This is a genomic window from Variovorax sp. H27-G14 (genome assembly GCF_046156345.1).
Classification (GTDB): Bacteria; Pseudomonadota; Gammaproteobacteria; order Burkholderiales; family Burkholderiaceae_C; genus Variovorax.
Window position 1 is genome coordinate 146,760 of record NZ_JAYLVN010000001.1, and the last position, 14,310, is coordinate 161,069.

Consider the following 14,310-nt stretch of genomic DNA (forward strand, 5'->3'; position numbering starts at 1 on the left):
TCCCAGCCTTCCCGCAGAGGGGGAAGGAGCAACACAAGAGCTACACGCTCAGGCCGGAAAGTCTTCCCCGCGCAGCGCGATCGGCTCGCCATGCGGCGTGCGGTCGGCCGCGTGGTCCCAGGCATGGCGGTAGCGCGCGAGTTCGTCGTGCGAACTCGCGCCCTTGCGGGCCACCAGCGTCTCCAGCGCGGCGAGCCAGTGGCGGTAGTAGGTTTCGCCGGTGTCCGGATCGCCCGCGGCCTGTGCTGCAGCAATCTGCGCGGCCAGCGTCTCCGCCCATTCAGGCCACGTGAACAACCCGCCCTCATGCAGCGCCAGCGCCATCGCAAAGGCCTGCGCCTCCCACGGGGCGCTGAACACAGGCCCGTCGGCATCGCGCGGCATGCCGGGCGACAAGGGCATGCGGTTGCCGCTCACGCTGCAGCCTCCAGGTAGCTTTCCCACGCATCGACCGACACCGCCAGGTTCTGCCGTGGTGCTGCTTCACCCCACAACTCGGCCTCGTCGAACGCCACTGTGTAAAGCCACTGCGGCTGCTCGCCGAGCCCTTGTGCGTTGGTGTCCGCGAACACATGCGCGCCATGCAGATGCACCACGGTGCCGCGCTTGCCCTGCACATAGCCGGGCAGCCGCGTGTGATGGTCGACCTTGCCCCGATGCATGCGCACCTGCTGGCCGAGAGTGAAGCGCGCAGGGGCCGGCGCGGGGCGTGCTGTGGGCGAGCCTTTGGCAAGCACGGCCTGCACGTTGGCCGCCTGCAGCACGCGGGCCACGGGCGCGGCCGGGTGATGCATCGCGCCGTCGGCAATTTCGTCGGCAAAGACCTGCCCGCGCTGCAGCATCAGCTGCTCCAGCGCGCTGAGCCATATCTGGTAGTAGCTCAGGTTGCGGTAGTCCGGCAGCGTCTCGCGCACGGCCCGGCTCGCATCAATGTTCCACGAACCGGTCGCGCCCATGGCCAGCACCAGCGCGAGCGTGCGCGGCTCCCAGTCGGCATGGAACAGCTCGCCTTCGGCCTCCGGCACGACCTGGCCGAAACCCGGCTGGCCGCCAAGGTCGGCCTGCGTGTCGTAGCTCATGCCGGGCTCCCCGCTTGCACCGGTGCTTCGACCAGGCGCGTGCCGATCATCGAATCGCGCGAGACCAGCGCGGCGAGTTCGTCTTCGCTCAGACTTTCGGTGCCCGCAGGACGTTGCGGAATGACGAGGTAGCGCACCTCGGCGGTCGAGTCCCACACGCGGATGCGGGTGGCTTCGGGCAGCGCAACGCCAAAGTCGGCGAGCACGCCACGCGGGTCTTTCACCACGCGGGAGCGGTATGGCGCGCTCTTGTACCAGGTGGGCGGCAGGCCCAGCACCGGCCACGGATAGCAGCTGCACAGCGTGCACACCACCATGTGGTGCAACGCATCGGTGTTCTCCACCGCCACCATGTGTTCGCCCTGGCGGCCGGTGTAGCCCAGCGAAGCGATGGCCGCCGTGGCGTCGGCCAGCAGCCACGTGCGAAAGGCTGGGTCGACCCAGGCCCGCGCCACCACCCGCGCGCCGTTGCGCGGGCCGACGCGGGTCTGGTAGGTGTCGATCAGCGCGTCGAGCGCGGCAGGGTCGATGTAGCCCTTTTGCGTGAGCACGCTCTCTAGCGCGCGCACGCGCAGGTCCATCTCGCCGAGCGCGCCGTGATCATGTGGATGATCGTGTGGATCGTCGCTCGGATGGTCGTGGGCGTGGTCATGTCCGGTCATCGGCCCATGCTAGCGCCGGACCGTAAAATTCCCAACATGACCTCGCCCGCCCGCCCCATCCGCTCCCAATACGAAGACTTCATGCGCCATGTCGACACGCACGGCGTGTTCAAGAGCGACCGCACGGGCACCGGCACCAAGAGCGTGTTCGGGCACCAGATGCGCTTCGACCTGAATGAAGGCTTTCCGCTGGTCACCACGAAGAAGGTGCACCTGAAGTCCATCATTCAGGAGCTGCTGTGGTTCCTGACCGGCTCCAGCAACAACAACTGGCTGAAGGAGCGCGGCGTCAGCATCTGGGACGAATGGGCGCGCGAAGACGGCGACCTGGGCCCGGTGTATGGCGTGCAATGGCGCAGCTGGCCCACGCCCGACGGCGGCCACATCGACCAGATTGCCGACGTCATCAAGACGCTGAAAAGCAACCCCAATTCGCGCCGCATCATCGTGAGCGCATGGAACGTGGCAGAGCTGTCGAAGATGGCGCTCATGCCCTGCCATGCGTTCTTCCAGTTCTACGTGGCGCCGCCGCAAGCAGAAGGCGAACGCGGCAGGCTCAGCTGCCAGCTCTACCAGCGCAGCGCCGACATCTTTCTGGGCGTGCCCTTCAACATTGCCAGCTACGCGCTGCTCACACACATGGTGGCGCAGCAGTGCGACCTGGACGTGGGCGACTTCGTCTGGACCGGCGGCGACTGCCACATCTACAGCAACCACGCCGAGCAGGTGGCGCTGCAACTCAGCCGCACGCCCTACCCCTACCCCACGCTGAACATCAAGCGCAAGCCGGACTCGATCTTCGACTACCAGTACGAAGACTTCGAGGTGCTCGACTACCGGCACGGCGACCCGATCAAGGCGCCCGTGGCGGTGTGATGGGGTTCACTGCATGAGCCCGCCCCGCATCAACCTGATCTTCGCGCGCGCCGCCAACGGCGTGATCGGCGCGAACAACACCATCCCCTGGCACCTGCCGGAGGACATGGCGCATTTCAAGCAGCAGACCGCCGGCGCGCCGGTGGTGATGGGCCGCAAGACCTGGGACTCGCTGCCGCCGCGCTTTCGTCCGCTGCCGGGCCGGCAGAACATCGTGGTGACGCGCCAGGCCGACTGGCAGGCCGAAGGCGCGCACCGCGTCGGCAGCCTGCAGGAGGCCTTTGCGCTGTGCGAGCAGCATCAGCCGGCGAACGTGTGGGTGATCGGCGGCGCGCAGATCTACGCCGAGGCCGAGCCCCTTGCGCACCGCGCCGTCGTCACCGTGCTCGAGCGCGACTACGAAGGCGATGCATACGCGCCTGAACTCGACCCCACCGTGTGGCACGAAACGCAGCGCGCATCGCATGTCTCGGCCAAGGAAGGCATCGCCTTCAGCTTCGTGACCTTCGAGCGCGCGGCCGCCCCCAGCGGCGAATGAACGACAGCAGCCCGCGCCACGCACCTGCCCCGGCACTGCGGCGCCGGTCCGTCGTGATGGGCGCGGCACTGCTCGCCGGCCTTGCGCCGCTGCGCGCCGTGCAGGCGGCGCCCGAGCCCCTGGCGCCCGACGAAGAAGCCCTGTTCATGACCGGCACCGCGCGGCCCACCGCCGACGGCCGGCTCGAGGTCGACATTCACAGCTGGATCTTCGAGCGCGAGCACCGCTGGGGCCTGAACACCGCGCTGGCGCGCTACCTCGGCCTCAACCTGAAGCAGCTCTCCCCCGCCGCGCGGCTGCGCTTCAACCAGCGCACCGCGCTGTTCCATGCGGAGTCGGAAGAAGACAAGGTCATCGACATCGCCTTCGACGGCAGCCCGACGCGCGTCACCCTGCCGCCCTCGGGCAAGGACGGCCGCTGCAACTTGCGCGTGGTGATCGACATGCCGCGCGCCACGCTGCTGTCGCCGCAGGCTGCGTCGCAGGAGTGGGTGCACTTTCATGGCGTGACGGGGCCGGGCGAGCTGCTGCACCGCTTTCGCGGTCAGGCGCAGATCGTGCCGGCGCAGGGTGTGTCGGTGATCTCGGACATCGACGACACCATCAAGCGCACGCAGGTGCGCGAGCGGCGCGAGATGCTGCTCAACACCTTCTCGCGCCGCTTCGAGGCCACGCCCCGCATGGCGGCCTGGTATCGCGCGCTGGCTCAGGTGAGCGACACGCGCTTTCACTACCTGTCGTCCAGCCCGGTGCAGCTCTACCCGCCGCTTGCGGATTTCATTCACGCCGCCGACTTTCCCGCGGGCAGCATGCACCTGCGCGAAAGCACCACGTGGCGCACGCTGATTCCCGGCGCCGAAGACTCACGCGCCCACAAGCTCGGCGTGATCGAGCGGCTGCTGGCCGAGTTTCCGCAGCGCCGCTTCGTGCTGGTCGGCGACTCTGGCGAGGCCGACCCGGAGATCTACGCGCAAACCTTTCGCGCGCATGCGCAGCGCATCGACGCCATCGTGATTCGCGACGTGACGGGCGAAGGCCGCCTTTCGCAGCGCTACCGCGCGACCTTCGAGGGCATCGACCCGGCGTACTGGCACCTGGTGATGCCAGACACGACAGCCTGGCCGGTGCAGGCCCGCAATTAGGTCTTCGGTACACACGATAGGCCTGCCTCCGGCAGGGTCTACACAGCGCTAATTGTTTGTGCGCACAATCGCCCTCGGTCCCCAGCCACAAGCCCTCAACCTTCAAGGAGACGGCCCATGTCCATGGAATTTCTTCGGGTGCTCGCGGAGCAGAAATTGCCATTCGTGCTGTACACGCCCGCAGACATCGACAGGCTGCGCGTGCTGCATGCGGCGCAGTTGGTGACGGCCTTCATTCCGCCGTCGGGCCGCGCGAGCGATTCGCGCGCAATCCGTCAGCTGGCCCAGGTCGAATCGATCACCGTCAAGGGCCGGCTGGCGCTCAACAAAGCCACCTCGGCGTTCATCGAGCTCTGAGCACCAGCGCCTCAGCGCATCGGGCGGGGCGAGTCGTCAGACGACGCCCTGCGCCAGCATCGCATCCGCCACGCGCACGAAGCCGGCAATGTTGGCGCCGTCGACGTAGCTCACGCGCTTCTCCTTGCCTTCGCCGTAGTGCATGCACGAGGCATGAATGCCTTGCATGATCTGCAGCAGCCGGCCGTCTACCTCTTCGCGCGTCCAGGACAGGCGCGACGCGTTCTGGCTCATCTCCAGGCCCGACGTGGCCACCCCGCCCGCGTTGCTCGCCTTGCCCGGCGCGTACAGCACGCCGTGGCCTTCGAACACTTTCACGGCCTCCATGGTCGAAGGCATGTTGGCGCCTTCGGCCACGCAGACCACGCCGTTCTTCACCAGCGTGCGCGCGTCCTGCTCGTTCAGCTCGTTCTGCGTGGCGCTTGGCAGCGCCACGTCGACCTTTACGTGCCAGGGCGTCGCGCCCGCCACAAAGCGCGCGCCGGTGCGCTCGGCGTAGTCGCTCACGCGGCCGTAGAGGTGGTTCTTCACGTCCATCAGCACCGCGAGCTTCTCGGGCGTGAAGCCGTCTTCGTCGATCACCGTGCCGCTGGAGTCCGACACCGTGACCACCTTGGCGCCCAGCGCCATGGCTTTTTCGACCGTGTACTGCGCCACGTTGCCCGCGCCCGAGACGCTGACGCGCAGGCCTTCGAAGCCCAGGCCCTTGCGCTTGAGCATTTCCTGCGCGAAGTAGACGTTGCCGTAGCCGGTGGCCTCGGGGCGGATCAGCGAGCCGCCGAAGCTCAGGCCCTTGCCGGTGAACACGCAGTCCGCGCGGTTGGTGAGCTTCTTGACCATGCCGGCCATGAAGCCGATCTCTCGCCCGCCCACGCCCACGTCGCCCGCGGGCACGTCGGTGTCGGCGCCAATGTGGCGAAACAGCTCGCTCGCAAAGGCCTGGCAGAAGCGCATCACCTCGCCCTGGCTCTTGCCCTTGGGGTCGAAGTCGGCGCCGCCCTTGCCGCCGCCCATGGGCAGCGTGGTCAGCGCGTTCTTCAGCGTCTGCTCGAAAGCCAGGAACTTGAGGATCGACAAATTCACCGATGGATGAAAGCGCAGGCCGCCCTTGTAAGGGCCGATGGCCAGGCTGTGCTGGATGCGAAAGCCGCGGTTGACCTGCACCTCGCCGTGGTCGTCCACCCAGGACACGCGAAACATCAGCACCCGCTCGGGCTCGACCAGGCGCTCCAGCAGGCTGTGGGCGGTGTACTTCGGGTGCTGCGCGATGTACGGCCACAGGCTTTCCATGACCTCGGTCACGGCCTGCAGGTACTCGGGCTGTCCGGGGTTGCGCTGGGCGACATGGGCCAGAAAACCCTCGGCGGATGCGTGCTTCATTCCAATCCTTCTATTTGCCAAATCGGTGCATAACCTTATGCGGATCTTGCATTTTGCCGGATTGGAGACCCAAATTAAGGCGTAAAGCCCCATTACGGTGCGGACAAAGCAGCGCCCAAGCGCCGCGTTGCCCAATAAGAAGAAAAATCCTCAGTCGTCGGCCAGCACCAATGTCAGATCGACGCCGTCCGCTTGCGGCGGACGCTGCGCGATCCACGCTGCCAGACTGGCCGCCGGCATCGGCTTGGCGATGAGGTAGCCCTGCAGCTCGTCGCAATGCGCGGCGCGCAGGGTCTGCGCCTCCTCTTGCCGCTCGACCCCTTCGGCCACCACCCGCAGCCCAAGGGTGTGGCCCAGCCCGATGATGGCGCGCGCAATGGCCATGTCGGTCGGGTCGCCGAGCATCTTGTGCACGAAGGAGCGGTCGATCTTCAGCTTGTCGATGGGAAAGCGGTTGAGGTAGTTCAGGCTCGAATAGCCGGTGCCGAAGTCGTCGATCGACAGCATCACGCCCAGCGACTTCAGCGCATGCAGCTGCACCAGCGTCTGCTCGGCGCCGTCCATCAGGGTCGATTCGGTGAGTTCGATCTCCAGGTCGCCCGGCGGCACGCCGTGCAAGGCCATGGCGTTGCGCAGCACGTCGACCAGATCGCCGTCGCGCAACTGCAGCGCCGACATGTTGATCGACACGCGGATCGCGCCCAGCCCCTCGCGGCGCCAGGCGGCGTGCTGCGCGCAGGCCTGCGCGATGACCCACGCGCCAATGGCCACGATCTGGCCCGACTCCTCCGCAATGGGGATGAACTCCGCCGGCGGCACCGGCCCCAGTTCGGCGCTGTGCCAGCGCAGCAGCGCCTCCACGCAGATCAGCTCGCCGCCATGAGCGTCGATGCGCGGCTGGTAGTGCAGGCTGAGTTCATTGCGCTCGATGGCGTGGCGCAGGCTGGACTCGCGCTGCAGCCGCTGCTGGGCGCGCTCGTTCATCTCGGGCGTGAAAAAGCGCGCGGTGTCGCGCCCGCTCGCCTTGCTCTGGTACATGGCCACGTCGGCATGCCGCATGAGGGCGTCGATGTCCTGCGCATCGTCGGGGTAGACCGCAATGCCCACGCTGCACGACACATGAATTTCAGCGCCGTCGATGTCGTGCGGCTGGCGAATCAGCGCAATCAGCCGGCGCTCGACCAGCGAGAGAATTTCCGCGCTGTCGGCCACGTCGTTGAGCACCACCACAAACTCGTCGCCGCCCAGCCGGCTCACGGTGTCGCCCGGGCGCACCGCCTGGCTCATGCGGGCGGCCACCGAGCGCAGCAGCGCGTCGCCCACATGGTGGCCCAGCGAGTCGTTGATGTTCTTGAAGCGGTCCAGGTCGATGAACAGCACGCCCACGCGCTGGCCCTTGCGCTGCGCGTTGTGCAGCGCAACCCCCAGGCGCTCGATGCACAGCGAGCGGTTGGGCAGCTCGGTCAGCACGTCGTGGTGCGCCAGGAAGCGGATGCGCGCCTCGCTGCGCTTGCGGTCGCTCACATCGATGGACGTGAAGATGTAGTGCGAAATGCGCTCCGGCCCGTCGCGCACCACGCTGGCGACCAGCCACGCGGGGTACACGTCGCCGTTGCGCCGGCGCACGCTGACCTCGCCCTGCCAGCTGCCGCGCTGGTCGAGCACCGGCCACAGGTCGGCAAAGCTGGAGGTGTCTCCGCTCATGAGCCGCTCGGGCGACTCGCCCACCAGGTCGGCCAGGTCATGGCCCGTGAGGCGGCACAGCGCGCGGTTCACCGTGAGCACGCGGTGCTCTCCGTCGATGATCAGGATGCCTTCGGACGAGGCCTCGAACACCTTGGCCCAGAGCATCAGGCGCTGCTCCATCAGCTTCAGGTGGTTGATGGGCGTGAAGGCGGTCAGCAGCGCGTCCTGCCCCTGGTAGACCAGGCGCCGCGCCGACAGCACGGCCCACGAAGGCTCCGCGCCGCCGAGCCAACGCACCTCGAACTCGTCGACGGCGCCGCGGTCGGCCAGTTGCTGGAAGAAGCGCGAACGCACATTGGGCGCCACGCCCAGCGCCCACGGGTCGCGCGTCACGCCGCCCAGCCAGGCCTGCGCGCTGGGGTTGGCGTTGAGCACTTCGTGGTTGGGAATGGACGTGACCATCAGCGGAATGGGAATGGCCGCGACCAGGTCGCGCTGCGCCTCGGCCGCGCGGGCGCTGGCGGCCAGCTCCTGCTGGGCCTGGCGCTGGCGGTCGAGCTGCGCCAGCATGTCGTTGAAGCCGAGCACCAGCGAGCCGATTTCGTCGCCGCTGTCCCAGTGCGCGCGCAGGCTGTGGTCGCCGGTGCGGCGCACGGTGTCGACCACGCCGGAGAGCCGCCGCAGCGGCAGCGAGATCTGGCGCGCCACATAGAACACCGCCGTGAGGATCATCAGCAGCAGAAACAGCGCCGTGCCCAGGTGCATCCACATGCGCGCGAAGAAACCTTTTTCGCGCGCGGTGAGCATGGCGTCGAGCTCGCCGATGGCACCCGACCACGCACCGTCGAGCTCGCCGAACAGCGCCTGCTGCGCCGCGTCGAAGGCCACCAGGCCGCGGCTGTTGCCGCTGTTGTCGCTGCTGTCGCTGGAGGCCAGCACGCTGCGCGAGGCGGCGCGAAAGGCCTCGATGCTGGCCAGCAGGCGGGCGCGCGAAGGCGCCAGGCGCGCCTGCAGCGGCCCCTTGGCGGCGGCAAAGGCTTCTGCGTAGTCGCTCTTGATGCTGGCTGCGATGGCGTCGATGCGCCCCTCCAGAATGAAGTACTGCGTGCGCGCCTCGGTTGCCGCGAGCGCTTTCGCACCAGGGGCGTGCAGCCGCGCGGCCATGTCGGAGCCCAGCTCCAGCAGCTCTGGAAAACGCAACAGCACCAGCGACATGGTGTAGTAGCTGTCGAGGTCGGGGTCGAGGATCAGGTTCGACTGGTTGCCGATGCGCGTGACCAGCGCGCGGCCCTGCTCCAGCGCCGCGCGCGCGGTCGGCTCGCGGCCTGCGCGGTCGGCGTTCTGCATGGACACCAGCGCGGTCTGAAAACCGCCGCTGAGCTCGGCGCTCTGCATGCCGTCGCCGTAGCGTTCTTCCAGCTGCGCCACCGCTTGCGGCGGCGCGCTCTGGGCGCCGTGCCAGCCCGCGGTGGCCAGCAGGGTGGGCCGCAGGCGGTCGATGTAGGCGGCGCCCGCCATCTCCTTGCGGCCGAAGTCGATTGCAATGAACTTCTCGTTGATGAGAATGCCGCTGATGAAGATGACGGCGCTCAGGTCGAGCAGGTAGATGACCAGCAGCTTGCGGCCCACGCTCAGCCGGCTCAGCCGCCGGGTAATGTGCCCGGTAATTAATTGCACCATATCCCTCCAGGATCGGTCTTATGTATGCAATCTTTAGGCCTCTTTCGCGCGGGTTGCCAAGCGCATGAGCAGCCGCGGTTTTCCATCGACGGCCACCGCCTTTGCTAAGCTGTCCGCCAACGCCTCCCCACTCAACGAACCGTGTGTTGTCCGAAACGATAGACACACCGCCAGCCCCATGAAAATTGCCACCTGGAATGTCAACTCCCTCACCGCGCGCCTGCAGCACGTGCTCGACTGGCTGGCCGCCAATCCGGTCGACGTGCTCTGCCTGCAGGAGCTGAAGATGACCGACGACAAGTTTCCGCTCGAGGTGCTCAAGGCCGCCGGCTACGAGGCCGCTGTGTTCGGCCAGAAGACCTACAACGGCGTGGCCATCCTGAGCCTCGCGCCAATGCGCGACGTGGTCAAGAACATCACCGGCTTCACCGACGAGCAGTCGCGCGTGATTGCAGCCACCGTCGACACACCGTCGGGCCCGCTGCGCGTGGTCAATTGCTACTTTGTGAATGGCCAGGCGCCGGGCTCGGAAAAGTTCGCCTACAAGATGAAATGGCTGGACGCGCTGCATGAGCTGCTGCGCCAGGAGATGGCCGCGCACCCGAACCTGGTGCTGCTGGGCGACTTCAACGTCACGCCCGAAGACCGCGACAGCTTCGACCCCGTGGGCCTGAAGGAAACCATTCACCACACCACGGAAGAGCGCAACCATTTCAAGGCGCTGCTCGAGCTGGGCCTGACAGACAGCTTTCGCATGTTCGATCAGCCCGAGAAAAGCTACTCGTGGTGGGACTACCGCATGCTGGGCTACCAGAAGAACCGCGGCCTGCGCATCGACCACGTGCTGGTGAGCGCGCCGCTGGTGCCGCGCGTGAAGGGCTGCGTCATCGACCGCGTGCCGCGCAAATGGGAAAAGCCCAGCGACCATGCGCCCGTGGTGCTCGACCTCGACCAGGCGGCCTGAGCCCATGCAGGCGCCCTCGCGCACCACGCGCACCAAACGCACCAAACGCAGCGTGGGCCGACTCACCCTGCTGGCGGCGGCTGTCGCCCTGTCCGCCTGCTCGCTGCTGAAGCCCGGCGACAAGGCCGCGGAAAGCGGCGCAGGCGCCAGCGCCACGTCGCCCGCCGACGAAGCCGCGCCTGGCAGCCGGGACGTTTCCACGGTTCGGTTGATCACCGCGCAGACGCCGGCTGTGCGAACGTATCGCAAGATCGGCGCGCGCCACATCTACAACAAGTACGCCAGCCGCATCTACAAGGGCAAGATTCCGCCGCTGGTGTATGCGGTGGTGGTGGTCGAGACCGACATCGACGCCAACGGCAAGGTGATGAACGTGTTCTTCAGCCGCACGCCGAGCCATGCGCCCGAGGTGGCGCCGATGATTGCCGAGCTGATCAAGGCCACCTCACCGCTGCCCAGCCCGGGCAAGCTGGGCGCCCACACGTACGTGGACACGTGGCTCTGGGACAAGAGCGGCAACTTTCAGATCGACTCGCTGACGCTGGGCCAGCGCAGCAGGTAGGGCCCACCCCCACCCCCGAGGCCTCGCGCGCCTGCGTCGCGGGGCCGGTGGGCTCGCGCTACTCGATGCCGAGTTCCTGAATCTTGCGGGTGATGGTGTTGCGACCGATGCCCAGCTTTTGCGCCGCCTCGATGCGGCGCCCCCGGGTATTGGTCAGCGCCGTGAGGATGAGGCGCGACTCGAACCGGCGCGAGAGCACGTCCCACACGTCGGTACGGCCCGCCGCCAGCAGCGCCTGGGCTTCGATCTCCAGGCCGCCCTCCCAGCTGCTGACGCCGGTTGCCGCCACCTCGGCGGCGTGATCTGTAGACGCCGCCGGCGCATGTGCGGTGTCGCGCTCCGCGCCCGCCATGGGCGCAGCCAGTGCCGTGGCCGCAGGGGCAACGTGCGAAGCCGCGGCTTCCTGGGCATGCGCATGGGCATGGGCCTGCGCAGGCTCCACACTTGCCACGGCCATCACTTCAGGCGGCAGGTCTTTCGACTCGATGAGCTGGGCCGGCGCCATCACCGTGAGCCAGTGGCAGATGTTCTCGAGCTGGCGCACGTTGCCCGGAAAGCCGAAGGCCGCCAGCTTGGCCAGCGCCGGATCGGAAATGCGCTTGGGCTCCACGCCCAGCTGCCGTGCGCTCACCTGCAGGAAGTGGCGCGTGAGCGCGGGCACGTCCTCGCCGCGTTCGCGCAGCGCCGGCAGGCGCAGGCGGATCACGTTGAGGCGGTGGAACAAGTCTTCGCGGAAGCCGCCGATCTTGACGCGCTGCTCCAAGTCCTGGTGGGTCGCCGCAATGACGCGCACATTGGCCTTGACCGAGTTGTGCCCGCCCACACGGTAGAAATGGCCGTCGCTCAGCACGCGCAGCAGGCGCGTCTGCAGGTCGAAGGGCATGTCGCCGATTTCGTCGAGAAACAGCGTGCCGCCCTCGGCCTGTTCGAAGCGGCCGCGGCGCATGGTCTGCGCGCCGGTGAAGGCACCGCGCTCATGGCCGAAGAGTTCGCTTTCCAGCAGGTCCTTGGGGATGGCGGCGGTGTTGATGGCCACGAAGGGGCCGTTGGTGCGCGGCGAGTGCTTGTGCAGCGCGCGCGCCACCAGCTCTTTGCCCGAGCCCGATTCACCGGTGATGAGCACCGTGACGTTGCTTTGCGAGAGCCGCCCGATGGCGCGGAACACGTCCTGCATCGCGGGTGCCTGGCCGAGCATTTCGGGCGCGGCAACCATGCGCTCTTCAGCGACTTCCTCGCGCTGGCTTTCGTCGACGGCGCGGCGAATGAGCTCGACCGCGCGCGGCAGGTCAAAGGGCTTGGGCAGGTATTCGAAGGCGCCGCCCTGGAAGGCCGATACGGCGCTGTCGAGGTCGGAGAACGCCGTCATGATGATGACGGGCAGGCCGGGGTACTTGGCCTTGACCTTGTCGAGAAGGTCGAGCCCGGAGCCGCCGGGCATGCGGATGTCACTTACCAGGACTTGCGGTCCTTGCTGTTCGTCGTCGGCGGCTTGCTCGAGTGCCGCGAGCACTTCGCGCGTGTTCGTGAAGCTGCGTGTCGGGAGGTCCTCACGCAGCAGCGCCTTCTCGAGCACAAAGCGAATCGATTGGTCGTCATCAACTATCCAGATCGGCTTCATGCATCTCCTCTGTTGCCGGGGCTGCGCTATGGCAGCGGTATCAATATCTTGAAATCGGTTCGGCCCGGGACGCTGTCGCACTCGATCACACCGTGATGCTGCTGCACAAAGGTTTGTGCGAGCGTCAGTCCCAGCCCGGTTCCGCCTTCCCTGCCCGAGACGAGCGGATAGAAGATGCGGTCCTTGATCGTGTCCGGCACACCCGGTCCATTGTCGATTACATGCAATTCCAGTGCCAGTCGATACCACTGCTTGTTGAAGATCACCTGGCGGGCCACGCGCGTCTTGAAAACGATCTGCGCGTCGCCGGCCGCGCGGCGCTCCGAGAGGGCCTGCGCCGCGTTGTGCGCAATGTTGAGCGTGGCCTGAATGAGCTGCTCGCGGTCACCGCGAAACTCGGGAATGGACACATCGAAGTCGCGCTCGATGTGCAGGTCGCGCGGAAACTCCGCCAGGATGACCGAGCGCACACGCTCGCACACCTCGTGGATGTTCACGTCGCCCACCACGTGCGGACGCCGGTGCGGCGCCAGCAGCCGGTCGACCAGCGTCTGCAGCCGGTCGGCCTCATGAATGATGACCTGGGTGTATTCGATGAGGTCGCGCGACTCGACCTCCATCTGCAGCAACTGCGCCGCGCCACGAATGCCGCCCAGCGGGTTCTTGATTTCGTGGGCAAGGTTGCGAATGAGCTCCTTGTTGGCCTGCGCCTGGTCGATGAGGCGCTCTTCACGGTCCTGGCGCACCTGGTTCTCGAGCGGCGACATCTCGATGATGAGTTCGCCCTTCTTGTCGCCGTGCGCCAGCGTCACCTGCACCGGCATCAGCTCGTGGTTCACGCGGCGCAGAAAGGCCTCGTAGCGCAGCGTGGCAAAGTCGTTGCTGGCGGCGCCGTCGATGGCGGTGCGCAGCACCTGCGGCTCATGGAAACATGCGCCGAACTGCGAGCCCTCCAGGGTGCGTCGCGAGGTGCCCAGTGCGTCTTCGAGGCCTGCGTTGGCAAACAGCACGGAGCCGTTGCTGTTGACCACCGCAATCAGCGTGGACAGCAGGTCGAAGGACTGGAAGCGCGGATTGGCGCCGTTCGCCTTCTTCCCGAACACCATGTTATTGCGGCTGCTTCACGGGCAGTCGGCCAATCTCGCGGCGGATGCCGGCAATGTCGCTCTCGTTGCGCGCCAGCTCGGCCTTCATTTCGGCCACGCGGTCCAGGTACTTCTGGTAGTTCTTGGCCTCGCTGCCCTGCTTCTCGGGCTCCCCGTTGTTGTAGTCCTTCTGCAGTTCGGCCTGGCGGGACTCTGCCTTTCTGAGCTCCGACTCGAGCACCGAGCGGGCCTCGCCGTCGCGGGCGCGCTGGTCGACACCCTCGACGCGCGGGCTGCCGGCTGGCGCACGTGCAGCCGAGGAGCCCGATGACGCAGAGCCGCCGCCCGACGCCTTCGTGCCCTGCACGACGGTGACGTTGCCGCCTTCCAGGACCTTGCAACCCTTTTGCTGGGCCACGGTCGCGTTGTTGGTGTATTCGTTGCCGCAACGCCAGACGCGTTCTTGCGCCAGTGCGGGGAGCGCGATCAATGAACCGGCCAGGAAAATGAGGGGAGCAGTCTTCATGTGTATCGGTTGGAGGGCGCGAGAAAGGCGCATTTTCATGCAATTCGACGCCCGGAGTGACCAGATGTTCCGCAGCAAGACAAAAGGACGGCCGAGGCCGTCCTTTTGTCTTACTTCCCTCGGCGGACCGAGGGAAAAGGCTGCTTGCCGACGAG

The 14,310-nt window shown here is 67.0% G+C and carries 14 protein-coding genes; 6 read left to right on the forward strand and 8 right to left on the reverse strand.

The window, feature by feature from the left end:
* Window positions 1–48: 48 nt before the first annotated feature.
* The 3 genes from VLK31_RS00740 to nthA are packed head-to-tail and all read right to left on the reverse strand — an operon-like array spanning window position 49 to window position 1,741.
* Window positions 49–417, reverse strand: a complete 369-nt coding sequence (locus VLK31_RS00740; protein WP_409166460.1) for a nitrile hydratase accessory protein — start codon at window positions 415–417, stop codon at window positions 49–51.
* Window positions 414–1,079, reverse strand: coding sequence for a nitrile hydratase subunit beta (nthB, locus tag VLK31_RS00745; RefSeq protein WP_409166461.1), 666 nt, complete (start codon window positions 1,077–1,079; stop codon window positions 414–416). Before nthB ends, VLK31_RS00740 begins: the two co-directional genes overlap by 4 nt.
* The gene (gene nthA, locus VLK31_RS00750) at window positions 1,076–1,741 is read right to left on the reverse strand and encodes a nitrile hydratase subunit alpha (RefSeq protein ID WP_409166462.1); all 666 of its coding nucleotides are present in this window, start codon (window positions 1,739–1,741) and stop codon (window positions 1,076–1,078) included. Before nthA ends, nthB begins: the two co-directional genes overlap by 4 nt.
* 36 nt (window positions 1,742–1,777) lie before the next feature.
* Here nthA and VLK31_RS00755 point away from each other — a divergent pair, with 36 nt between their 5' ends.
* The 4 genes from VLK31_RS00755 (at window position 1,778) to VLK31_RS00770 (ending at window position 4,654) form a co-directional block, all read left to right on the forward strand.
* Entirely contained in the window at window positions 1,778–2,617 is an 840-nt protein-coding gene (locus VLK31_RS00755; RefSeq protein ID WP_409166463.1) for a thymidylate synthase, read from the forward strand.
* A 13-nt stretch (window positions 2,618–2,630) separates the two neighbouring features.
* Entirely contained in the window at window positions 2,631–3,155 is a 525-nt protein-coding gene (locus VLK31_RS00760; protein ID WP_409166464.1) for a dihydrofolate reductase, read from the forward strand.
* Window positions 3,152–4,297: a phosphatidate phosphatase App1 family protein gene (locus VLK31_RS00765; RefSeq protein ID WP_409166465.1), complete on the forward strand. Its 1,146-nt coding sequence runs from the start codon at window positions 3,152–3,154 to the stop codon at window positions 4,295–4,297. Before VLK31_RS00760 ends, VLK31_RS00765 begins: the two co-directional genes overlap by 4 nt.
* Before the next feature lie 117 nt (window positions 4,298–4,414).
* Window positions 4,415–4,654, forward strand: coding sequence for a hypothetical protein (locus VLK31_RS00770; RefSeq protein WP_409166466.1), 240 nt, complete (start codon window positions 4,415–4,417; stop codon window positions 4,652–4,654).
* A gap of 36 nt (window positions 4,655–4,690) precedes the next feature.
* Here the strand turns inward: VLK31_RS00770 and gdhA are convergent, their stop codons facing one another.
* Both gdhA and VLK31_RS00780 read right to left on the reverse strand, forming a co-directional pair.
* Window positions 4,691–6,034, reverse strand: coding sequence for an NADP-specific glutamate dehydrogenase (gdhA, locus tag VLK31_RS00775; protein WP_409166467.1), 1,344 nt, complete (start codon window positions 6,032–6,034; stop codon window positions 4,691–4,693).
* Window positions 6,035–6,184: 150 nt separating this feature from the next.
* A complete protein-coding gene (locus tag VLK31_RS00780; protein ID WP_409166468.1) occupies window positions 6,185–9,400 on the reverse strand; it encodes an EAL domain-containing protein in 3,216 nt (1,071 codons plus the stop codon).
* Window positions 9,401–9,578: 178 nt separating this feature from the next.
* On the opposite strand from VLK31_RS00780, the gene xth reads away from it, so the two are divergent.
* Both xth and VLK31_RS00790 read left to right on the forward strand, forming a co-directional pair.
* Window positions 9,579–10,364: an exodeoxyribonuclease III gene (gene xth / locus VLK31_RS00785; RefSeq protein WP_409166469.1), complete on the forward strand. Its 786-nt coding sequence runs from the start codon at window positions 9,579–9,581 to the stop codon at window positions 10,362–10,364.
* A gap of 4 nt (window positions 10,365–10,368) precedes the next feature.
* Window positions 10,369–10,926 (forward strand): hypothetical protein, encoded by a 558-nt coding sequence (locus tag VLK31_RS00790; protein ID WP_409166470.1) that lies wholly within the window; start codon window positions 10,369–10,371, stop codon window positions 10,924–10,926.
* A 58-nt stretch (window positions 10,927–10,984) separates the two neighbouring features.
* Here the strand turns inward: VLK31_RS00790 and ntrC are convergent, their stop codons facing one another.
* The 3 genes from ntrC to VLK31_RS00805 are packed head-to-tail and all read right to left on the reverse strand — an operon-like array spanning window position 10,985 to window position 14,155.
* Window positions 10,985–12,544, reverse strand: coding sequence for a nitrogen regulation protein NR(I) (gene ntrC, locus VLK31_RS00795; protein WP_409166471.1), 1,560 nt, complete (start codon window positions 12,542–12,544; stop codon window positions 10,985–10,987).
* Between the two features lie 26 nt (window positions 12,545–12,570).
* Window positions 12,571–13,650, reverse strand: a complete 1,080-nt coding sequence (gene glnL / locus VLK31_RS00800) for a nitrogen regulation protein NR(II) (RefSeq protein WP_409166472.1) — start codon at window positions 13,648–13,650, stop codon at window positions 12,571–12,573.
* 1 nt (window position 13,651) lies between these two features.
* Entirely contained in the window at window positions 13,652–14,155 is a 504-nt protein-coding gene (locus tag VLK31_RS00805) for a hypothetical protein (protein WP_409166473.1), read from the reverse strand.
* Window positions 14,156–14,310: the final 155 nt, after the last annotated feature.